This is a genomic window from Mesorhizobium sp. LMG 17147, from assembly GCF_024297145.1.
Lineage (GTDB): Bacteria > Pseudomonadota > Alphaproteobacteria > Rhizobiales > Rhizobiaceae > Mesorhizobium.
Map to the genome: position 1 here is coordinate 22,899 of NZ_JANCTC010000002.1, position 21,016 is coordinate 43,914.

The 21,016-nt window shown below is 61.3% G+C and carries 26 protein-coding genes, 1 other RNA gene and 2 pseudogenes; 16 read left to right on the top strand and 13 right to left on the bottom strand.

The window, feature by feature from the left end; all coding sequences use genetic code 11:
• Positions 1-7 precede the first annotated feature (7 nt).
• The 7 genes from NMG46_RS03820 to NMG46_RS03850 all read left to right on the top strand — a co-directional run bounded on the left by NMG46_RS03820 (position 8) and on the right by NMG46_RS03850 (position 7,599).
• Positions 8-736, top strand: a complete 729-nt coding sequence (locus NMG46_RS03820; protein ID WP_254816420.1) for an ABC transporter ATP-binding protein — start codon at positions 8-10, stop codon at positions 734-736.
• Positions 737-754: 18 nt separating this feature from the next.
• Positions 755-1,102, top strand: coding sequence for a DUF6867 family protein (locus NMG46_RS03825; RefSeq protein WP_254816421.1), 348 nt, complete (start codon positions 755-757; stop codon positions 1,100-1,102).
• Between the two features lie 138 nt (positions 1,103-1,240).
• The gene (locus NMG46_RS03830) at positions 1,241-2,371 is read left to right on the top strand and encodes a branched-chain amino acid ABC transporter substrate-binding protein (protein ID WP_254816422.1); all 1,131 of its coding nucleotides are present in this window, start codon (positions 1,241-1,243) and stop codon (positions 2,369-2,371) included.
• A gap of 231 nt (positions 2,372-2,602) precedes the next feature.
• Positions 2,603-6,061, top strand: coding sequence for a pyruvate carboxylase (gene pyc / locus NMG46_RS03835; protein WP_254816423.1), 3,459 nt, complete (start codon positions 2,603-2,605; stop codon positions 6,059-6,061).
• A 273-nt stretch (positions 6,062-6,334) separates the two neighbouring features.
• Entirely contained in the window at positions 6,335-6,595 is a 261-nt protein-coding gene (locus NMG46_RS03840; protein ID WP_023719653.1) for a DUF2312 domain-containing protein, read from the top strand.
• A gap of 182 nt (positions 6,596-6,777) precedes the next feature.
• A complete protein-coding gene (locus NMG46_RS03845) occupies positions 6,778-7,218 on the top strand; it encodes a DUF4268 domain-containing protein (protein ID WP_254816424.1) in 441 nt (146 codons plus the stop codon).
• Between the two features lie 66 nt (positions 7,219-7,284).
• A complete protein-coding gene (locus NMG46_RS03850) occupies positions 7,285-7,599 on the top strand; it encodes a hypothetical protein (RefSeq protein WP_254816425.1) in 315 nt (104 codons plus the stop codon).
• Between the two features lie 3 nt (positions 7,600-7,602).
• On the opposite strand, the gene msrB is transcribed toward NMG46_RS03850, so the two are convergent.
• The 7 genes from msrB to NMG46_RS03885 form a co-directional block, all read right to left on the bottom strand.
• Complete coding sequence (gene msrB / locus NMG46_RS03855) at positions 7,603-8,007, bottom strand: peptide-methionine (R)-S-oxide reductase MsrB (protein WP_027152870.1); 405 nt, start codon at positions 8,005-8,007, stop codon at positions 7,603-7,605.
• Between the two features lie 109 nt (positions 8,008-8,116).
• Positions 8,117-8,938, bottom strand: coding sequence for an MBL fold metallo-hydrolase (locus NMG46_RS03860; protein ID WP_254816426.1), 822 nt, complete (start codon positions 8,936-8,938; stop codon positions 8,117-8,119).
• Positions 8,939-10,129 (bottom strand): VWA domain-containing protein, encoded by a 1,191-nt coding sequence (locus tag NMG46_RS03865; RefSeq protein WP_254816427.1) that lies wholly within the window; start codon positions 10,127-10,129, stop codon positions 8,939-8,941.
• A gap of 9 nt (positions 10,130-10,138) precedes the next feature.
• Positions 10,139-10,543, bottom strand: a complete 405-nt coding sequence (locus NMG46_RS03870; protein ID WP_254816428.1) for a type II toxin-antitoxin system HicB family antitoxin — start codon at positions 10,541-10,543, stop codon at positions 10,139-10,141.
• 9 nt (positions 10,544-10,552) lie between these two features.
• The gene (locus NMG46_RS03875; RefSeq protein ID WP_254816429.1) at positions 10,553-10,747 is read right to left on the bottom strand and encodes a type II toxin-antitoxin system HicA family toxin; all 195 of its coding nucleotides are present in this window, start codon (positions 10,745-10,747) and stop codon (positions 10,553-10,555) included.
• A 61-nt stretch (positions 10,748-10,808) separates the two neighbouring features.
• Positions 10,809-11,255 (bottom strand): GNAT family N-acetyltransferase, encoded by a 447-nt coding sequence (locus NMG46_RS03880; protein WP_254816430.1) that lies wholly within the window; start codon positions 11,253-11,255, stop codon positions 10,809-10,811.
• A 105-nt stretch (positions 11,256-11,360) separates the two neighbouring features.
• On the bottom strand, positions 11,361-12,200 hold the full coding sequence (locus NMG46_RS03885) for a MoxR family ATPase (RefSeq protein WP_254816431.1): 840 nt from the start codon (positions 12,198-12,200) through the stop codon (positions 11,361-11,363).
• Between the two features lie 177 nt (positions 12,201-12,377).
• Between NMG46_RS03885 and ssrS the strand changes: the two genes are divergently transcribed.
• The 4 genes from ssrS to NMG46_RS03905 all read left to right on the top strand — a co-directional run bounded on the left by ssrS (position 12,378) and on the right by NMG46_RS03905 (position 14,998).
• A non-coding RNA gene (gene ssrS, locus NMG46_RS03890) (6S RNA) lies at positions 12,378-12,533 on the top strand.
• 137 nt (positions 12,534-12,670) lie between these two features.
• Positions 12,671-13,258: a 5-formyltetrahydrofolate cyclo-ligase gene (locus NMG46_RS03895; RefSeq protein WP_254816432.1), complete on the top strand. Its 588-nt coding sequence runs from the start codon at positions 12,671-12,673 to the stop codon at positions 13,256-13,258.
• A gap of 80 nt (positions 13,259-13,338) precedes the next feature.
• A complete protein-coding gene (locus NMG46_RS03900; RefSeq protein WP_023678036.1) occupies positions 13,339-14,163 on the top strand; it encodes a YmdB family metallophosphoesterase in 825 nt (274 codons plus the stop codon).
• 70 nt (positions 14,164-14,233) lie between these two features.
• On the top strand, positions 14,234-14,998 hold the full coding sequence (locus NMG46_RS03905) for a TerC family protein (RefSeq protein ID WP_254816433.1): 765 nt from the start codon (positions 14,234-14,236) through the stop codon (positions 14,996-14,998).
• 21 nt (positions 14,999-15,019) lie between these two features.
• On the opposite strand, the pseudogene NMG46_RS03910 reads toward NMG46_RS03905, so the two are convergent.
• The 3 genes and pseudogenes from NMG46_RS03910 to NMG46_RS03920 all read right to left on the bottom strand — a co-directional run bounded on the left by NMG46_RS03910 (position 15,020) and on the right by NMG46_RS03920 (position 16,380).
• Positions 15,020-15,488: pseudogene (locus NMG46_RS03910) on the bottom strand (SRPBCC family protein).
• 29 nt (positions 15,489-15,517) lie between these two features.
• A complete protein-coding gene (locus NMG46_RS03915; protein WP_254816434.1) occupies positions 15,518-15,880 on the bottom strand; it encodes a hypothetical protein in 363 nt (120 codons plus the stop codon).
• 17 nt (positions 15,881-15,897) lie between these two features.
• Positions 15,898-16,380, bottom strand: a complete 483-nt coding sequence (locus tag NMG46_RS03920) for an SRPBCC domain-containing protein (RefSeq protein WP_254816435.1) — start codon at positions 16,378-16,380, stop codon at positions 15,898-15,900.
• A 51-nt stretch (positions 16,381-16,431) separates the two neighbouring features.
• Between NMG46_RS03920 and NMG46_RS03925 the strand changes: the two genes are divergently transcribed.
• The 4 genes from NMG46_RS03925 (at position 16,432) to NMG46_RS03940 (ending at position 18,908) form a co-directional block, all read left to right on the top strand.
• Positions 16,432-16,755, top strand: a complete 324-nt coding sequence (locus tag NMG46_RS03925; protein WP_254816436.1) for a helix-turn-helix transcriptional regulator — start codon at positions 16,432-16,434, stop codon at positions 16,753-16,755.
• Positions 16,756-16,989: 234 nt separating this feature from the next.
• Complete coding sequence (locus NMG46_RS03930; protein WP_254816437.1) at positions 16,990-17,739, top strand: YebC/PmpR family DNA-binding transcriptional regulator; 750 nt, start codon at positions 16,990-16,992, stop codon at positions 17,737-17,739.
• A 66-nt stretch (positions 17,740-17,805) separates the two neighbouring features.
• Positions 17,806-18,600, top strand: a complete 795-nt coding sequence (locus NMG46_RS03935; RefSeq protein WP_254816438.1) for an RDD family protein — start codon at positions 17,806-17,808, stop codon at positions 18,598-18,600.
• Complete coding sequence (locus NMG46_RS03940; RefSeq protein ID WP_254816439.1) at positions 18,597-18,908, top strand: SelT/SelW/SelH family protein; 312 nt, start codon at positions 18,597-18,599, stop codon at positions 18,906-18,908. The genes NMG46_RS03935 and NMG46_RS03940 overlap by 4 nt, the downstream gene beginning before the upstream one ends.
• 25 nt (positions 18,909-18,933) lie before the next feature.
• Here the strand turns inward: NMG46_RS03940 and NMG46_RS03945 are convergent, their stop codons facing one another.
• Both NMG46_RS03945 and NMG46_RS03950 read right to left on the bottom strand, forming a co-directional pair.
• The gene (locus tag NMG46_RS03945; protein WP_254816440.1) at positions 18,934-19,413 is read right to left on the bottom strand and encodes a DUF1772 domain-containing protein; all 480 of its coding nucleotides are present in this window, start codon (positions 19,411-19,413) and stop codon (positions 18,934-18,936) included.
• Position 19,414: 1 nt separating this feature from the next.
• Positions 19,415-19,582, bottom strand: a pseudogene (locus tag NMG46_RS03950) (NmrA family transcriptional regulator); the annotation flags it as partial.
• Between the two features lie 241 nt (positions 19,583-19,823).
• On the opposite strand from NMG46_RS03950, the gene NMG46_RS03955 reads away from it, so the two are divergent.
• Entirely contained in the window at positions 19,824-20,465 is a 642-nt protein-coding gene (locus NMG46_RS03955; protein ID WP_254816441.1) for a TetR/AcrR family transcriptional regulator, read from the top strand.
• A 266-nt stretch (positions 20,466-20,731) separates the two neighbouring features.
• On the opposite strand, the gene rpmE is transcribed toward NMG46_RS03955, so the two are convergent.
• Complete coding sequence (gene rpmE, locus NMG46_RS03960) at positions 20,732-20,953, bottom strand: 50S ribosomal protein L31 (RefSeq protein ID WP_006327661.1); 222 nt, start codon at positions 20,951-20,953, stop codon at positions 20,732-20,734.
• Between the last annotated feature and the right edge of the window lie 63 nt (positions 20,954-21,016).

The following is a 21,016-nucleotide window of genomic DNA, read 5'->3' on the forward strand; positions in this document are numbered from 1 at the left end:
GGAAATAATGGCCGGCACAACGCTGCTCGATATCAAGGGCGTCCAGACCTACTACGGCAACATCAGGGCGCTGAACGGCGTCGACGTCACCGTCAAACAGGGCGAGATCGTGGCGCTGATCGGCGCCAACGGCGCCGGCAAATCGACACTGATGATGACCATCTTCGGTGCTCCGCGCGCTCGTGCCGGCACCATCACCTTCGCCGGCACCGATATCACCCAGATGCCAACCCACGAGATCGCGCGCATGCGTATCGCGCAGTCGCCGGAGGGCCGGCGCATCTTTCCGCGCATGACGGTGATGGAAAACCTGCAGATGGGCGCCAGCCTCGACGGTCTCAAGCATTACGACGAGGACGTCGAAAGGGTCTTCACGCTGTTCCCGCGGCTCAAGGAACGCGTCGGCCAACGTGGCGGCACGCTTTCGGGCGGCGAGCAGCAGATGCTGTCGATCGGCCGCGCGCTGATGGCAAGGCCGAAGCTGCTCTTGCTGGATGAGCCGTCGCTAGGCCTGGCGCCGCTGATCGTCAAGCAGATATTCGACGCCATTCGCGAGCTGAACCGCACGCAGGGACTGACCGTGTTCCTGGTCGAGCAGAACGCCTTCGGCGCACTGAAGCTCGCCACGCGCGGCTATGTCATGGTCAACGGCAATGTGACGATGAGCGGCACCGGCAAGGAACTGCTCGCCAATCCGGAAGTGCGCGCCGCCTATCTCGAGGGCGGCCATCACTGAGTTTCAGGAGTCTTCATCATGCAGGGCATTCTTTATGAGGAACCCTCGATTTGGCAGTTCTTTTTCGTCACCTGCCTGCTCGGCGGCTGGGCGGCCTGGATGACGGGCAAGGCGTGTGCCCAGACATGGCGCAGCTTCGCCCAGCTATTCGCCTATATGCTGGGGCTCGGCATCGGCGTAAGATTCATCCATCATGCGCTGTTCGGCGGAACGATGTTTTCGCTGCATTACTACGTGGTCGATACCATCGTGCTGATGATATTGGGCTTCATTGGCTACCAATACACGCGCACGAACCAGATGGTAACGCAGTATAATTGGCTTTACGAAAGAGCCTCTCTTTTGAGCTGGAAACCGAAAGGTTGACATTTATCATTAACGGCGTTTCAGGGATGAATCGGCGTGACAAGTGCCTGAAAATCGGCAAAGTACTCTTTCTGCGAGCAAGAGTGGGCATCGCATGAAAGCAACATCCACGCCCACTCGGTAAATGGGAGCGTTTCAATGAAAAAGTCACTTTTGTCCGCCGTCGCACTGACCGCGCTTGTCGCGTTCAGCGGCAACGCGTGGGCTGACATCCTGATCGGCGTTGCCGGTCCGATCACCGGTCCGAACGCAGCGTTCGGTGCCCAGCTTCAGAAGGGTGCCGAACAGGCGGTCGCCGATATCAATGCGGCGGGCGGCGTTCTTGGCCAGCAGCTCAAGCTTGAAGTCGGCGACGACGTCTCCGATCCCAAGCAAGGCATCTCGGTCGCCAACAAGTTCGTCGCCGACGGCGTCAAGTACGTCGATGGCCACTTCAACTCCGGCGTCTCCATCCCGGCATCGGAAGTCTACGCCGAGAACGGCATCCTCGAGATCACGCCGGCCGCGACCAATCCGAAGTTCACCGAACGTGGCATGTGGAACACCTTCCGCACCTGCGGACGCGACGATCAGCAGGGCAAGGTCGCTGGCGACTATCTCGCCGCGAACTTCAAGGATGCCAAGATCGCTGTCATCCATGACAAGACGCCTTATGGCCAGGGCCTCGCCGACGAAACCAAGAAGGCGCTCGCAGCCAACGGCGTGACTGAGGCCATGTATGAAGGCATCAATGTCGGCGACAAGGATTTCTCGGCCCTCATCGCCAAGATGAAGGATGCGGGCGTCTCGGTCGTCTACTATGGTGGCCTGCACACCGAAGCCGGCCTGATCATACGCCAGCTCGCCGACCAGGGCCTCAAGGCAACCTTCATGTCCGGCGACGGCATCGTCTCGAACGAATTGGCCTCGATCGCCGGCGACGCCGTCGAGGGCACGCTGATGACGTTCGCTCCGGATCCGCGCAAGAATCCGAACGCCAAGGAACTCGTCGAGAAGTTCCGTGCGGCCGGCTTCGAGCCTGAGGCTTATACGCTCTACTCCTACGCAGCGATGGAAATCATCGCGGCCGCCATCACCAAGACCGGCTCAGCCGATGACGCTCAGAAGGTAGCCGAGACCATCAAGTCGGCCGGCCCCTGGAAGACTGCGATCGGCGAGATCGGCTACGACGCAAAGGGCGATATCACCCGTCCGGACTACGTCATGTACACCTGGAAGAAGGGTGACGACGGCAAGTACACCTATGTCGAGAACGAACCCGGCAAATAACCGGACGTTGCTACATGAGAATGCCCGGCGCCTCGCGCCGGGCATTTTTTATGAGAGTTCCCGAAAGCCTGGATCGGAACTGCCCAGGCGTTGTCCGGATCGACACGCAATGCGTCAACGCGATAGATCAAACTAAATCGGTTTAATGCTCTTTTCGATTTTGTTTGCACTGCAGCATTTTCGCGCTAATCATGTCCGGCAGTTCCCTTCCCGGCGTCCGGAGCCCTGTCCTTGGCAATCTCGAAGATCCTTGTCGCCAACCGCTCCGAAATAGCCATCCGCGTCTTCCGCGCGGCCAATGAGCTCGGCCTTAAAACCGTGGCGATCTGGGCAGAGGAGGACAAATACTCTCTGCATCGCTTCAAGGCCGACGAAAGTTACCAGGTCGGGCGCGGGCCGCATCTGGCCAGGGATATGGGGCCGATCGAAAGCTATCTGTCGATCGAGGAGGTTATCCGCGTCGCCAGGCTGTCGGGCGCCGACGCCATCCATCCGGGTTACGGGCTGCTGTCGGAGAGCCCGGAATTCGCCGAGGCCTGCGCCAAGGCCGGCATCATCTTCATCGGGCCAAAACCCGATACGATGCGCAGGCTGGGCAACAAGGTCGCCGCGCGCAATCTCGCGATCGAAGTCGGCGTGCCGGTAATTCCCGCTACCGATCCCTTGCCGGACGACATGGCGGCGGTAAGGGAACTCGCCAAGACGATCGGCTACCCGGTGATGCTCAAGGCATCCTGGGGCGGTGGCGGCCGCGGCATGCGCGCCATCCGCTCCGAGGCCGATCTCGCCCGCGAGGTCATGGAAGGCAAGCGTGAGGCGAAGGCGGCTTTCGGCAAGGACGAGGTCTATCTTGAGAAGCTGATCGAGCGCGCCCGCCATGTCGAGGTGCAGGTGCTGGGCGACCGCCAAGGCAACGCCGTACACTTGTTCGAGCGCGACTGTTCGATCCAGCGCCGCAACCAGAAGGTCGTCGAGCGGGCGCCGGCGCCGTATCTCGAAATGTCACAACGCGAAGAGCTTTGCGGCTACGCGCTGAGAATTGCGCGCCAAACCAGCTATATCGGCGCCGGCACGGTCGAGTTCCTGCAGGATGCCGACACCGGAAAATTCTATTTCATCGAGGTCAATCCGCGCATCCAGGTCGAGCACACCGTCACCGAACAGGTGACCGGCATCGACATCGTCAAGGCGCAGATCCATATCCTCGACGGCTTTGCCATCGGCACGGCGGAATCGGGCGTGCCGGCGCAAAAGGACATCAGGCTCAACGGTCACGCCCTGCAGTGCCGCATCACCACGGAAGATCCCGAACATAATTTTATCCCCGATTATGGCCGCATCACCGCCTATCGCGGTGCCACCGGCTTCGGCATCCGCCTTGATGGGGGCACCGCCTATTCGGGCGCGGTGATCACCCGCTTCTACGATCCGCTGCTGGAAAAGGTGACGGCGTGGGCGCCGACGCCGGCCGAGACCATTGCCCGCATGAACCGGGCGCTGCGCGAATTCCGTATCCGCGGCGTGGCGACCAATCTCACCTTCCTCGAGGCGATCATCAATCACCCAAGCTTCGCCGACAATTCCTACACCACCAAGTTCATCGACACGACGCCGGAACTGTTCGCCAGTGTGAAGCGTCAGGACCGCGCGACCAAGCTGCTCAACTATCTTGCCGATGTTTCGGTCAATGGCCATCCCGAGACGCGCGGCCGGCCGCAGCCAAAGGCCGATGCGGCGCCACCAGTGGTGCCATATCTCGACGGCAATGTGCCTCAAGGCAGCAAGCAGAAGTTCGACGTGCTCGGGCCGGAGAAATTCGCCGCGTGGATGCGTGAGCAAAAAGAGGTGCTGGTCACCGACACGACAATGCGCGACGGGCACCAATCCTTGCTCGCGACGCGTGTGCGCACCTATGACATCGCCGGAATTGCCGGCACCTATGCGCGTGCTCTGCCGCAGCTTTTGTCGCTCGAATGCTGGGGCGGCGCCACATTCGACGTCGCCATGCGCTTTCTCACCGAGGACCCATGGGAGCGGCTGAGCAAAGTGCGCGAGGCGGCACCCAACCTTCTTCTGCAGATGCTTCTGCGCGGCGCCAATGGCGTTGGCTATACCAACTATCCCGACAACGTCGTCCAGCATTTCGTCCGCCAGGCCGCTGCCGGCGGCATCGACCTGTTTCGCGTCTTCGACTGCCTGAACTGGGTCGAGAACATGCGCGTCGCCATGGATGCGGTCGGCGCCGAGGGCAAGCTGATCGAAGCGGCGATCTGTTATACCGGCGACATACTCGATCCGGCGCGGGCCAAATACGATCTGAAATATTATGTCGGCCTGGCCAGGGAATTGCAGTCGGCAGGCGCCCATATCATCGCCGTCAAGGATATGGCCGGGCTTTTGAAACCGGCGGCGGCCCGCGTGCTGTTCAAGGCGCTGCGCGAGACGACGGACCTGCCGATCCACTTCCACACCCACGACACATCCGGCCTGTCGGCGGCAACCGTGCTGGCGGCGGTGGAGAGCGGCGTCGACGCCATCGACGCGGCGATGGATTCGCTATCGGGCAACACCTCGCAGCCGTGCCTGGGTTCGATCGTCGAGGCGCTGAAAGGCACCGAGCGCGACCCGGGTCTCGACCCGCAATGGATCAGGCACATCTCGTTCTACTGGGAGGCGGTGCGCAACCAATATGCAGCCTTCGAAAGCGACCTGAAGGGGCCGGCATCGGAGGTCTATCTGCACGAAATGCCGGGCGGTCAGTTCACCAACCTCAAGGAACAGGCGCGCTCGCTCGGGCTGGAGACACGCTGGCATGAAGTGGCGCAGACCTATCACGACGTCAATCTGATGTTCGGCGACATCGTCAAGGTGACGCCGTCGTCCAAGGTCGTCGGCGACATGGCGCTGATGATGGTCAGCCAGGACCTGACCGTCGCCGATGTCGAGAATCCGGCGCGGGACATCGCCTTCCCGGATTCGGTGGTGTCGATGTTGCGCGGCGATCTCGGCCAGTCACCGGGCGGCTGGCCAAAGCCATTGCAGAAGAAGGTGCTGAAGGGCGAAAAGCCGATCACGGTGCGGCCGGGTTCGCTGCTCAAACCGGCGGACCTCAAGGCCAGTCGCACGGAGGTCGAGGAAAAACTCGAGCGCAAGCTCAGTGAGTTCGAGTTCGCGTCGTGGCTGATGTATCCGAAGGTGTTTTCCGATTTTGCCGCCGCGCAGGAGACCTACGGTCCGGTCAGCGTGCTGCCAACGCCGACCTATTTCTACGGCATGAAGCCGGAAGACGAGATTTTCGTCGATATCGAAAAAGGCAAGACGCTGGTGGTGCGCTGCCTTGCCATGGGCGATGTCGACGAAAAGGGCATGGTCACCGTGTTCTTCGAGCTCAACGGGCAGCCGCGCCGGGTGAAGGTGCCGGACCGGGCGCATGGCGCCTCCGCTGCCAAGGTACGACGCAAGGCGGAGCCGGGCAATGAGGCGCATGTCGGCGCGCCGATGCCTGGCGTCGTCTCGGCGCTTGCGGTCGCTGCCGGCCAGGCGGTAAAGGCCGGTGACGTGCTGCTGTCGATCGAAGCGATGAAAATGGAAACGGCGTTGCATGCCGAACGCGACGGCACCATAGCCGAGGTGCTGGTCAAGGCCGGCGACCAGATCGATGCAAAGGATCTGCTGATCGCATTCGGGTAAGGTGTGCTGATATTCAGGTGATGCCGGCCTGCAAACGCCGGCTTCCTGCGCTACCGGTGCTCACGTACTCAGGTACGCTCCGCTCCGGTTCTCGGCAGCCATCGTTTTCGGCTCGGCCTGACCTGAATCTCAACACACCTTAAGGCGTGCCCAACCCCTTCATGCCGCATCGATAGCACCTTGACCCGCCGCGCCCGGTCGGGCATCGAACCGCTGCAATTCGCCGCTCGGGTTACCCCGAGTCGCGGCGAGAAACGACGCGGAGAGAAGAATATGGCCGACGACATCACCGAGACCAGCCAGACTGTTGCCGCCGGCCAGTTGCGCGCCTTCATCGAACGCATCGAGCGGCTCGAGGAAGAGAAGAAGACGATTGCCGACGACATCAAGGAAGTGTTTGCAGAGGCCAAGGGCACCGGCTTCGACACCAAGGCGATGCGGTCAATCATCCGGCTGCGCAAGAAAGACCAGGCCGAGCGGCAAGAAGAGGAATCCATTCTCGACCTCTACAAGGCCGCGCTTGGAATGGTGTAGAGACTGTCTGGAAATTCTACTCCGGCGGCAATCCGATGGTGTTTTCGGCGCTTCCGATGCTCACGGACCTAAAAGTCCGCTGCGCTCCGGTTCTCGAAACCACCACCATACGACCCGCCAGAGCGAATTTCGAAACCGTCTCGGCAACAGTCTCGGCCTGATGCTGCAGCGAGCATCGAACCATGAGCGAATTCGATTTTGGCGCCCGCCGCGCCTCTGAATTCCGCCAACGCAGCTTCTGGACGCTGTTCGCGGAACGGCATCCGGATGAAAGGGCTCTGCTGGCGAGGCGCGGACCGTGGTTCTGGCAGCGTGGGCTGCCCGACTTCGCATTGGTCATTTCCATGTATGTCGCGCCTGCGCACAATCATGTCGGCGTCTTCTTCGGCCGCAACGAGAAGCTCGGTGCCACGCAAGCCTGGTCACGGTTGAAGCCGTTCCAGCCGGCCATCGAAGACAGGCTGAAGCTCAGGCCAGAACAAAGTTGCGACGGCCTCGGCATCAATTCGATGTGGAGGGTGAATTGTTTTGCCGAAGACAATTGGCCGGCGATGACCGACTGGCTGGTTACGGAAGCCTCACGTTTCGAGCGCGCGATTGCCGAAGTTCTGGGTCAGGAATAAAGCAGGATTTCCAGACGCAATCCTTAGAACCGCTCTGGTGAGCAGAGCGAGGGAGCCGGTCGATCGATGACGATCATGTCGCGCGTTGCCGCCTTCTTCCGCTCACGCTGGCTGGGCGGCGTGCCGCTCGATCGGCTGTTCTGGCGCGACATGGTCGTTGTCGGCACAGCGATCAACGTCGCGTTGTCGGTGGCGGCGCTCATTCTGCTAGGGCTGAAGCTGCCGCTTGCGCTAGTCCTGGCGGTGCATTTCGCGCCGGTGCCCTATAATATCTTCCTGACTTTTGCCGTTTGGCGAACTGCCGGAAAATCGAGTGGCGCCAAGGCCTCGCTGATGACGCTTGGCGCCACGTTGTGGCTGATCCTGGTGGTTGTGGCCTGACGATCAGGCGGCCGGCTCGAATTTGAGCGCCACGCCGTTGATGCAATAGCGCAGGCCGGTCGGCGGCGGGCCGTCCTCGAAGACGTGGCCGAGATGGCTGCCGCAGCGGGCGCAATGGCACTCGGTACGGACCATGCCGTAGCTGCGGTCGACGGTGGTCTCGACCGAGCCCGGCACGGGATCGTTGAAGCTCGGCCAGCCGGTGCCGCTCTCGAATTTCAGCTTGGATTCAAACAAAGGCTGGTCGCAGCCGACGCAGGAGAAGGTGCCGGCGCGCTTCTCGTGCAGCAGGGCGCAGCTTCCCGGCCGCTCGGTGCCATGGTTGCGCATCACCGCATATTGCTCGGGCGTCAGCCGGGCGCGCCATTCGGCATCGGTGCGGGTAACGGGGTAGGTGTGGCTGTCCATTTTTTCCTCTTAGCTCATGTCGCTATTTGGGTTGCCTTCCCAACTTCGCCTGAAATAGGCATTTGTTACGGCGTTTGCTCGTATTTCCTATCCTGCTGCGACGAATTCCTCAGGCGATGGCCGCGAGATAGCGCCCAACCGATGCTGAAAATGCCGCCTTTGCGTCTCCGATGACATTCTGGTTCCACCATGCGCCGTAGATATGGTCGAACGTGAAAGGCTCCAGCGCGGCCTTGATGCCGAGCACTTTCGTCGCGTTGAGCGGGATATAGTTCGGGTAGCTGTACATGAAGCTGACATGACGGCGCGTAGGCGTCACCTGCAGGATGTCGCCGGCCAGCATGGCATTGCCGCCGTCGCGCTTCCAGTGCAGCACCTGGCCACCGGCAAAGTGGCCGCCGCAGCGGATGAGCGTCAGCGACGGGTTAATGGCGCGCGTTTCGCCTTCCCAGCTGATGATTGCCGGATGCGGCCGCATGATCCACTGACGATCATCGGCGTGCAGATAAATCGGCACGCCGCCAAACGCCTCGCTCCACTCGACCATTGCCGAATAATAATGGCAATGCGAAATGGCGATGGCGGCCAGGCCGCCCCGGCGGTTGATCTCGGCCACCGCCTCGTCGCTGACCATCGAGATGCAGTCCCACAGCACATTGCCGTGCGGCGTTTGCGCCAGCAACGCCCGCTGGCCGATGGCGAAGCGCGGCTCTATGCCGAAGGCGAGCACGCCGGCATCATCCTTGATCACGACCCGATGCCCGCCTGCGAGCTCTTCCGGCGTGGTCCAGGCCTGGCCCTCCCAGCGCACATATTGCCGCTCGTCTTCGCAGATCGGGCAATGTTGCGGCGGCGTCGCTGTCGCCGCGAACTGGACACCGCATTGCAGGCAAAGGAAACAGGTCGACCGTCCTGTTTTGCGCGGATCCATTCAGTGCTTCCTTGACAGTTGCTTCGTCGCGGCTTCGAGGCCGGCGAGCGTCAGCGGAAACATGCGGCCGCCAAAGATATCGCGGATCATGGCAATGGAATGGGTATAGCCCCAGTTCTTCGCGTCTTCCGGATTGAGCCATACCGCGTTCGGCCATTGCTGCAGCAATCGGCCGAGCCAGACGGCGCCGGCCTCCTTGTTCCAGTGCTCGACCGAGCCGCCGGGATGGGCGATCTCATAGGGGCTCATCGAGGCGTCGCCGACGACGATCACCTTGTAGTCGGGGCCATATTTATGGATGAGGTCGAAGGTCGGAATCACCTCGGCATGGCGGCGGCGATTATCCTTCCATACGCCTTCGTAGAGGCAGTTGTGGAAGTAGAAATATTCGAGCTGGCGGAATTCGGCGCGGGCGGCCGAGAATAGCTCCTCGACACTGCTGACATGGTCGTCCATCGAGCCGCCGACATCGAAGAACATCAGCAGCTTCACGGCATTGCGACGTTCGGGTTGTGTCTTGATGTCAAGATAGCCGCGCTCGGCGGTGGCGTGGATGGTGCCGGGCAGGTCGAACTCCTCTTCGGCGCCTTCGCGCACCCAGCGGCGCAACCGCTTCAGCGCGACCTTGATGTTGCGGGTGCCGAGCTCGACGGCATCGTCCAAATTCCTGAACTCGCGCCTGTCCCAGACTTTTACCGCGCGGCGGTTGCGGCTTCCGTGCTGGCCGATGCGCACGCCTTCGGGATTGTAGCCATAGGCGCCGAAGGGCGAGGTGCCGGCGGTGCCGATCCATTTCGAACCGCCCTGATGCCGGCCCTTTTGTTCCTTCAGTCGTTTCTTCAGCGTCTCCATCAGCTTTTCGAAGCCACCCAGCGCCTCGACCAGTTTTTTCTCCTCGTCGGAGAGGTGCTTTTCAGCGAGCCTCCGCAGCCATTCCTCCGGGATGTTTGCGACATCGACCGCGTTTTCGCCAGCCAGCGCCTCGACACCTCTGAAGACGTGCGAAAAGACCTGGTCGAAACGGTCGATGTGGCGCTCGTCCTTCACCAGAGCGGCGCGGGCGAGGTAGTAAAAGCCCTCGACGTCATAGTCGACCAACCCGGCCTCCAACCCCTCCAGCAGCGACAGATATTCGCGGAGCGAGACCGGAACGCGCGCGGCTTTCAGTTCAAGGAAGAAGGGGAGGAACATGGTCCAACTTTATCTGTGTCCCTCGATCTTCTCCCGTGCGGCGCTGGCGATAAAGGCGGAACGCGTCAGACCACGCCGACCCGCTTCTTCGTCGATTGCCGCCAAAAGACCTGCGTCGAGCGACAGATTGGCCCGGACAGGCCGTCCGGAATCGATCAGCACAGGGATCATCACGGCGGATTCACCGGCAGCGCTATCGACTTCGCCCAGTCGGAGCAGATCTGCCACAGTGCGCGCTGCGGGCAAGGGCAAGTTCTTCGCCATTCGTGTCTCTGCCCATTCGCGAACGGCAGAAGTCGCATCGGCTATCGCCTCTTCGGGACTTGCGCCACCGCCGTGACATCCGGGAAGATCAGGCACCCGCACTCCCCAGACTTCATCTGCGCCGTCAAGAATTCCGACATAGTGCGTCATGATTCGTCCTTAAATCCATCCAGCAAGCCGGGCCATCGACCGCGCAACACCCAGAGATTGTTCGCGATGCCGCGGCACAATGATCATGATCTCCGGCCTTTCCGGATGCTCGTACTTCTCGTGTTTGCCGCCGCCTACGTTCACCCAGCCGTCACGTAAAAGCCTCGTGACAATCTTGCGCGTGTTGGTCTCGATCAGCGGCACTGTCGCCCCTGATCATGCGCAATATATTGCGCACAGGTGATTATTTCAATCGTTGGCTTCATCAGAGCAGATCATATTCGATAAAGCCGGTCCTGCGCGCCACGTGGTCGTAGAGCTTGCGTGCGGTGGTGTTGGTCTCGTGGGTCATCCAGTAGACGTTCTTGACGCCGATCTTGCCGGCTTCCTGCTTGACCGCTTCGATCAGGGCGGCGCCGACGCCCTTGCCGCGCACATCGGGGTCGGCGAACAGGTCCTGCAGATAACAGTTATTTATCTGCGACCAGCAGGAGCGATGGTAGAGATAGTGCGTCAGGCCGACGGCCTTGCCATCGAGGGTGGCGATAAAACCCTTTGGCTCGAACTCGCCCGCCGTGAACAGCCGCTTCCAGGTGACGGCGTAAACGTCTTCCGGCAGCTTGGTTTCGTAAAAGGTGAGATAGGCGGTCCACAGACGCCGCCAGTCGGCATGGTCGGATTGCGCAAGCGGGCGGACGGTGATCTCGGTCATTTCATTTCCTCTGAATTCGGCAACACGAAGCTGCCTTCACGCCTCGCTGGCGGCAACGGTCCAACGACGGGAAAGCGCTGTCCGGCGGCTTTCGTCGACCGCCCCTCACCCTTGCCGTCTCGCCATGAAAGCCAGGCGCTCGAACAGATGCACGTCCTGTTCGTTCTTCAGCAAGGCGCCGTGCAGTTTGGGCAGCGCGTTCTTCGGGTCGGCGCGCAGGTCTTCGGGCGCGATGTCGTCGGCAACCAGCAGGCGGATCCAGTCGAGTGCCTCGGAGGTCGACGGCTTCTTCTTGAGGCCCGGCACATCGCGGATTTCATAGAATTGCGTGAGTGCGGCGCGCACCAGGTTCTGCTTGATGCCGGGATAGTGCACGTCGACAATTTTGTGCAGCGTCTCGACGTCGGGAAAGCGGATGTAATGGAAGAAGCAGCGGCGCAGGAAGGCGTCCGGCAGCTCTTTTTCGTTGTTGGAGGTGATGATGACGATCGGCCGGACGGTGGCGCGGATGGTCTGGCCGGTCTCGTAGACAAAGAACTCCATCCTATCCAGTTCCTGCAACAGATCGTTCGGGAATTCGATATCGGCCTTGTCGATCTCGTCGATCAGGAGCACCACCTTCCTGCCGGCGGCGAAGGCGTCCCACAGCTTGCCGCGCTTGATGTAATTGCGGATGTCGTTGAAGCGCTCGTCGCCGAGCTGGCTGTCGCGCAGCCGCGAGACGGCATCATATTCATAGAGGCCCTGCTGCGCCCGCGTGGTCGATTTGACGTGCCACTCGATCAGATCCAGGCCGAGCGCTGCCGCCACCTGACGGGCAAGTTCGTTCTTGCCGGTGCCGGGCTCGCCCTTGACCAGCAATGGCCGCTCAAGCGCGATCGCCGCGTTGACCGCCACCATCAGATCCTTGTCGGCAACATAGGCCGCCGTGCCTTCGAAACGCATTTTTGCTCCCGGGTCCATCGCGCGACCCTAAGGACGCGGCCTTCGCTGTGCAAGGTGCCGCTGGCGAAGCGGGGATCTACCGGGGCGCGGCCCTCGCCGAGGGGTTCTGCGTCGAATTACGCCTCGAAACATGTCGCCTCTCTGGCGCTTGGTCTGGCGTCAGCCTATATTGGGGATGACGGTCTGCGCTTCCCGGCAGGAGAACATTTTCCCCGGGGCCTTAATGATCCCTAGGGAGCTGTCCCTGGGAAGACCCGTGGGTTTTCTCATACGGCGCCCACCTACTTTGTAGGTTCCCGGGATCGCTCTCTCCACCGGTTGTGTGGATCGTCACCTATCGAAAAGGCCATCTGGCGGATCTTGTCGTCGCGCCGCTTTGTGCGGTGCTCACGAACGACAAGTTCGCCCCGCTCCTCCAAAACGTCGCTCGTAACACTCCATCCAAATCTGACCTTTTCTACCGTCGGCGCATGGCATCCCCAAAAGACCTGAAAAAAAATCTCCGCAACCAAGCCCTCGGGCGCCGCGATGCGCTCGATCCTTTCTGGCGTGTGGAGGCAGCACTCGAAATGGCCGAGACGGCGCGCGACCGGATCACGGTCGAGCCGGGCCAGATCGTCTCCGGTTTCTGGCCGATGCGGTCGGAAGTCGACGTCCGGCCGCTGATGTTTGCCCTGCGCGAGAAGGGGGCAAGGCTCTGCCTACCGGCCATCCTCGACAAGACCACCATCGTTTTTCGCGAACTGGTGCGCGGCGCGCCGATGATCGACATGGGTTTCGGCACAGTCGGGCCGCATGAGGAAGCCGAGGTGCTCGATCCGCAGCTTATGCTGGTGCCGCTTGCCGCCTTCGATGCGCGCGGGCACCGAATCGGGTACGGCGCAGGCTATTACGATCGGGCGATCGGGCGGCTGGCCGACAAGGGCCAGCAGCCGCGGCTGATCGGCATTGCCTTCGACTGCCAGGAGGTGGCCCTGGTGCCGGACGAGCCGCATGACGTGATCATTCCCGAAATACTCACCGAGAGCGGGTTGCGCCGGTTCGCGCCGAAATTGTAGAGAAGTTCCTGGACGCATGGTCTTTTCCGAAAGTCATGCAGCTTTTGCTTCGCTGACCTTCGGTTCGGGATCGCGCTTATATGAGACTTCTCTTCCTCGGCGACATGGTCGGCAAGACAGGACGTACGGCGGTGTGGGAACAACTGCCCGGCCTGATCTCGGATTTCAAACTCGACTTCGTCATCGTCAATGGCGAGAACGCCGCCGGAGGCTTCGGCATCACCGAGGAGATTTTTCGCGAGACGATCTCGGCCGGCGCCGATGTCGTCACCACCGGCAACCATGTCTGGGACCAGCGCGATGCGCTGATTTTCGCGCCGCGCGAAGAGCGCTTCCTGCGTCCGTCCAATTTCCCCAAGGGTACGCCGGGGCGCGGCTCAGGCGTCTATATCGCCAGGAACGGCGCGCGCGTGCTGGTCGCCAACATCATGGGTCGGGTGTTCATGCATCCCGAGCTCGACGATCCGTTCCAGGCCGGCGAGCGCGAACTTGCCGCTTGTCCGCTTGGCGAGCAGGCCGATGCAATCGTCATCGATTTCCATGCCGAGGCGACCTCGGAAAAAATGTGCTTCGCTCATTTCGTCGACGGCCGTGCCAGTCTTGTTGTCGGCACCCACACCCATCAGCCGACCGGCGATCACCAGATTCTCAATGGCGGCACCGGTTATATTTCCGATGCCGGCATGTGCGGCGATTACGATTCCTCGCTCGGCATGGACAAGGAGGAGCCGCTCAACCGGTTCTTGTCCAAAGTGCCGAAGGGACGCTTCGAGGCGTCGACGGGACCTGCGACATTGTGCGGTGTCGGCGTCGACATTTCCGACCGTAGCGGCCTGACCGAACGGATCGCGCCGTTTCGCCGCGGCCCGCGGCTCGAGGAAACGGCTCCATCCTTCTGGTCGTGACATTGATATAGACGCTTGCAATACCCAATTGCCGGCGAAACTGCTCTAGATCGTAGAGGGGACGACCTCCATGCAGCTAGTCGAATTCCTGGCGCCGCATTTCGCCTTTGTCTCCGACCCGACTGCATGGGTCGCGCTGCTGACGCTGATCGTGCTGGAGGTCGTGCTCGGCATCGACAATCTGATCTTCATCTCGATCCTGACCAACAAATTGCCGGTAGCGCAGCGGGCCCGCGCCCGACGGCTCGGCATCTCCGCCGCGCTGGTGATGCGGCTGATCCTGCTGGCCACCATCTCGATCATCGTCCAACTGACGACGCCTATATTCACCGCCTTCGGCCACGGGTTTTCATGGCGCGACCTGATCCTGATCGCCGGCGGCCTGTTTCTCGTCTGGAAGGCGACCAAGGAGATCCACCACACGGTCGATCTCGATGATCACCAGGACACCATGATGGGCGAGACGCTGCAGCTTTCGCTGGCCGGCGCGATTTTCCAGATATTGCTGCTCGACCTCGTCTTTTCGATCGACTCGATCATCACCGCCGTCGGCATGACCGACGAAATCGCGATCATGTACATCGCGGTGATCGTGGCGGTGAGCGTGATGATGCTGGCGGCCGGGCCGCTGGCGGATTTCATCGCCAAGAACCCCAGCATCGTCATGCTGGCGCTGGGTTTCCTGCTGATGATTGGTATGACGCTGATCGCCGACGGCATGGGTTACCACGTGCCGAAAGGCTATATCTACGCCGCCATGGGTTTTTCGGCCCTGGTCGAAGGGCTCAACATGCTGGCGCGGCGGCGGAAGAAGGCAAAGGGCGGCGGGCACTGAGGATGACCCACCGCGGCTGACCTAATGCCCCGGCACGCCTTTCGGATGGCGGTCGCCGATCAGGCCTAGCATCACGCCTTGCTCCAGCCACGCCTTGGCGCCGGCGAGCACCAGCGCAAAACCGCCGGTCGAGTCGATCGCCTGCGTGACCTGCTCATCGCGGCTGCCGACAAAGCCAAAATTGCGGACCTCGACAAAGGTCGTGGCGCCCGGCATCTCGGTAAAGGCCCACACCACCGTGGTCGGCGGATCGCTCCATTGCATGACGATCTTCTTGTTTTTCGACGATCTCACTGATATTGACCGTCGTCGAGACGCCATACATGCGCCATTCCCAATGGATTTCCTTGCCGCTGTCCAACCTGTCGCTGCCATGGGTGAACCAGAACTTCGTCGTGATCGCCGGATCGATGAAGGCTTCAAATACGTCGGCGACCGGCCGCCTTATCAGCATGCCGGCTTCGGCGGTCGGTGTTTCGCGGATTTCCATATCGTCCTCCTTTCCACGGTGCCGCCTGTTCACCAGGCATCGGGTTCGCGCACCAGGTGAATGATGTCGGCCGGGTTGGTGATCCAGCCGCCGCGAAAGCCTTCACCCAGTGCCTCGATGGCGTCGCAGCGCACGACACCGGCCTTGGCGAGATGCTCCGCTGCGGCCGGAAAATCATCGGTGAACAGTTCCAGCCAGATCTCGGCCTGGCTCATCATCGGCGCCTCGTCGATCCACAGTCGATTGGGACCGAGTTCGAAGCCGACGGCCGGCGGTTTGGCTGTGAATGGCTTCAGGCCGATGACGTCGCGATAGAAGGCGATCGTTGCCTGGTATAGATGCGGCGGGACTTTCATCGCGATGTTGATGCCGCCGGTGATCTTCGCGGTCATTCTTACTCCATTTGCTCTCAGATGTTGTTCTCGTTGGCCGGCTCGCCCTTCATCTCGCTGCGGTAATAGCCGTCGCGCAGATTGATGCCGTATTCGACATAGGCCTTCATGCAGGCCAGCATCTGCGACCAGCCCTCGCAATTGAGGTAAGATTTCTTCAGGCCGACCGCGTCCTCGTGCCAGCCGGTTTCGGCGATGGTGACGAAGGTGCCGCCGTCGTCGAGCGGCTCGAAATTCATCTCGATGCGGGTCTTGTAGGCGGGCTCGCCGTCGGCGTCGGTCGCATCCCAGCGCAGCACGATGCGGCTGTCTTTCTCCACCTTGTCGACCTCCACGGGAACCTTGCCCCACCAGATGACGGTGGCACCCGCCAGCAGCGGTGCGCTGGCGCCGCCGATCGTGGTGAAGTAGCCGCTGAGCTTCTTCGGATTGACGACCGCATCGAAGACTTCGGCGACGGGTTTGCCGATGCGGCCAGAAACCCTGAATCCAAGAGACATATCCACAGCTCCTTCCTTGAAGGCAACGGCATTATGTTATAAAAACATAACATGTCAAGCACGGCGCAGGACGACAATGTTTTCAAGGCGCTGGCGCATCCGCGCCGGCGTGCGTTGCTGGACCGGCTGAAGGATGCGCCGCAGACCACCGGCATGCTTTGCGATGCCTTCCCAGACATGGACCGCTGCACGGTCATGCTGCATCTGAAGGTGCTGGAGGAGGCCGACCTGGTCGTGGTGCGCCGCGAGGGGCGCGAACGCTGGAACCATCTCAACGCGCTGCCGATCAAGCACATCCACGACCGCTGGATCAGTCAATATGCCACGCACGCGATCAGCATCCTCGACCGGCTGAAATCCGATCTTGAGGGATGAAAGGTTGCCGAAGCCTGCCACTTTCGGGCCTTGAGCCCCTTGCGTGTCCGACGCAATGGCGCGGCTGGACGAATTGAGCCGATTTATCTATAAGCCGGCCATTCCGACAGAGAGCGCCGTACGTCCGTCCGGACGCAGCAGGACGTTCTGAAATTTTGAATTCGAGCATTTTGCAAGGCGCCGGGTGGTTCACCAGGCCCCAGATGCTCTAGCCGAGAAAACGACAGGGGTGCCATGGCTGGCCATTCACAGTTCAAGAACATCATGCATCGCAAGGGCCGCCAGGATGCGGTGCGATCGAAAATGTTTTCCAAGCTGGCGCGCGAAATCACCGTCGCCGCCAAGAGCGGCACGCCTGATCCATCGATGAACCCGCGCCTGCGCCTTGCGGTGCAGAACGCCAAGGCGGTGTCGATGCCGAAGGACAACATCCAGCGCGCCATCAACAAGGCGTCGATGGGCGATGCCGAGACCTACGAAGCCGTTCGCTACGAGGGTTACGGGCCAGGCGGCGTCGCGCTGATCGTCGAGGTGCTGACCGACAACCGCAACCGCTCGGCGTCGAATGTGCGCGCTGCCTTCACCAAAGCCGGCGGGGCGATGGGCGAGACCGGCTCGGTTTCGTTCATGTGGGACCGCGTCGGCGAGATCTACTATCCGGCATCGGCCGGCAGCGCCGAAAAGGTGATGGACGCAGCGATCGAGGCCGGCGCCGACGATGTCCAGTCGGACGAGGAAGGCCACACGATCTATTGCGCCTTCGAGAATCTCGGCGAAGTGTCGAAGGCGCTGGAAGGCGCACTCGGCGAGGCTGAATCGGTGAAGCCGATCTGGAAGCCGCAGACCAATATCGCGGTCGACGAGGAGCGGGCACAATCGCTGATGAAGCTGGTCGCGACGCTCGAAGACGACGACGACGTGCAGAGCGTCTACGCCAATTTCGAGGTCGACGAGGAGACCTTGGCGAAGCTCAGCGCGGCGTAAGTTGAGAACGCCGCGCATCGACCACGTATCTTTCTTCTAGAGCTGTCAGTTACTGATGGGGGACGGATGACTGACACTGACGAGGCTCGTTTTTCTGACGCGATGTCCTGGCCTCGCCGGGGTGGCATATGGCGCCGGCTGTTCGCTTCGATCATCGACTATCTTATCGTCCTGATACCTCTTTACGCACTTGTAGCGGGTTTGTTTCTGCTAACTGACGGCGGAGTCAAAGGCAGCTTTTGGTTGAACTGGAGACTATGTCAGGCGGCTACGTTAAACGGAGCAAGTGATCCATCATTTGCCCGTTACGATTGGCAGATATGCAGAACGTCGCTGTTCGGTTTGACGGTCGCCGAATGGGCCCTGGGAACGGCTTCGGGCTCACAGTCTGAAGGAAATCCCTCCATCTCATTTGATTTGGATTCGCAGGGCAATATCCGACCGGCAGCATTGGATCTGGGTTTCCTCGAACTGGTCGTTCTCGCGTCTTATCTCCTTGTCATGGAGTTGACCTCTGGCCAGCCAATCGGCAAGCGGTTCGCGGCGCTCATAGTGCATGACCAGGATGACAAAAATAGAATCGGACTACCCGTACGAAAGGCTGTTCGGCGGCAGGGAATGAAATTTCTCGGCGCTTTGCCCATAATGTTCATGGGAGGGTGGTACACTGTTCAGGCTTGGGGCAGCGCTCCTGGGGTCGCGCAGGACTTCTCCCGGTTGGAGATTGTCGGTGCATACGCCGCGTTGGTCTTGGTTATGGTCTGGCCGATCTGGATCGCAATATCCATAGCTCTTGGCAACGACCCGATACACGATCGATTTGCCGTAACCACAGTTCGCGCAGATGAGACCGAGACATGAACGTGTCAGACAGAGCCCGCGTCCGCATCACCTATTGCACCCAGTGCCTGTGGCTGCTCAGGGCCGGCTGGATGGCGCAGGAGCTGCTGTCGACCTTCGGCACCGATCTGGGCGAAGTGACGCTGGTGCCCGGCACCGGCGGCATCTTCACCATTTCCTGCAATGACACGCTGGTCTGGGACCGCAAGCGGGACGGCGGTTTCCCCGACGCCGCAAAGCTCAAGCAACTGGTTCGCGACGTCATCGATCCGGATCGCGATCTGGGCCATGCCGACCGCAAGGGCGATAAGTCAAAAGACCCTGCCTGAGGCCTTTTACACTTCCGTCCTGCATTCACCGCCAGGCGAAGATGAAGCAGCCCAGCGCCACGATGGCGGTGATGGTGCGGACATGGTTCCACATCACCCAGTCCCTGAGATAAGTGGCCCATACTGCAGCGCCGTTGGCGCTTGTCGGATCGACGGCGGCCAGGGCGTTGTTGAGCGGCACGTTGAACATCATCGTCACGATCGGGTTGCCGACGAGGTAGATCAGGGCGCCGGCGAGGAGCCAGAATGCACCCGGTTGGCTCCAGCCGATAAGAGCGCCGGCGGCAAGGACAAGACAGACCAGCCCGGTGCCGAAAAGCGCGGTCATGAATGCCGGCGTAATCACGGTGATGTTGATCGAATTCATGGCGGCGATGCCGCCTCCGGCAGGCAAGCGGCCGAGCGCCGGCATGATAAAGTTGGAGAAGGCGAAGAAAACGCCGCCGACAACGCCTGAGCCAATGGCAGCGACGAAAGTGAGGGTGGGAAGCAGTTTCATGATCATGTCAGTTGCTCCAGATGCCGGTTGAGGCGGTTTCGGTTGCGTAGGCGGAAAAGTCCTTTGGGGCGCGGCCGAGCACGCGCTCGACGCCGTCTGTCAGCGACTCGTTGCGGCCGTCGAGGACTTCGGTGAACAGTTCTTTGAGCAGCCACGCGAACTCGGCCGGCAACTCATGGGTGGCGTGCCCGAGCGCGAGCCTATCCGTACCGGCAGGCCCCGCGCCGTCAACCGCTCGGCAAGGCGACGGCCGGTCTTGCCGGTGCCGCCGAGGATCAAAGTTGGCTTCGTTACAATAGAGTTCATGTCGATTTTCCTCAATTGAAATGTGAGTAATCCTCACATTTGCGAAACGTGATAAATCCTCGTATTTTGCGAGTCAAGCCAATTTGTTGATTGTTCGTCGGGAGACAGTGATGGAAGGCTCTGCCGTATCGGATTCACAGGACGGCCAGATCGCATCGCCGCGCCGGGCACCGAGCCAGCAGCGCAGCCGCGAGCGGGTCGAGCGGATGCTGGCCGCCGCCTCGGCGCTGATCGCCGAGCAAGGCAGCGACGCCATGCGCATGGGAGAGGTAGCCGAGAGGGCAGGCGTGTCGATCGGCTCGCTCTACCAGTTCTTCCCGGACAAGCGGGCGATCATCTGGGCACTGGCCGAGCGCTACACCGCGGAAAGCCAGGCCTGCATTGCCACGGCACTGGCGGAGGTCAATGACGCCGAAGGCCTGTGCAAGGCGTTTTCGGAACTGGTGGATACCTACTACGGAATGTTCCTGGCGGAGCCGGTGATGCGCGATATCTGGTCGGGCACGCAGGCCGACAAGGCGCTGCGCGACCTCGAGCTCGCCGACAGCCGGGCCAACGCCGAATTCCTCACCGCAGCGCTGAAGCGGCTGCGGCCTGACGCCGATCCGGCGGCGCTGGACGCGACGGCGTTTCTCATCTGGCAGATGGGCGAAGCGGCCATGCGGCTGGCGATCTCGGTCGGGCGAGAAGAAGGCGACAGGCTGGTTGCCGCTTACAAGCGAATGGCGCTCCGCGAGCTGGTGGACGGGTAGGCCGCCGTGCTCGTAGGGACAGGCCGTTAGGTGGTGGCGATTCAACTGCGGAAGCGGGGCGCTGCCCCTCATCTGCTTGCCGGCACCTTCTCCCCGTTAGTGACGGGAGAGGGGAAACTCCAGCGCCGGCGACGCCACTTCCCGTTCTTCACGGGGAGAGGGTAAGGGTAAGGGGCAACACCAAACCTGAGATGATTGCCGCTGAGGCCCAATCAACAAAAAACCCGCCACGAAGGCGGGTTTCTCGATCAGCGAAACGCCAGTGCCTAGAGGCCGAAACCTTCGAAACGCTTCTTGAACTTCGACAGGCGGCCACCGCGGTCGAGCAGGGTCTGCTGGCCGCCGGTCCAGGCCGGATGAGTGGTCGGGTCGATATCGAGGTTCATCGTATCGCCTTCCTTGCCCCAGGTCGAACGGGTCATGTATTCGGTGCCGTCGGTCATGACGACCTTGATGGTGTGGTAGTCGGGATGAATGTCGGTCTTCATGGTTCTGTTCCTGGCTGCCGGGCGCTGCCGACGGGCTGAAGCCTGCGTCGATGCGCCCCTTTT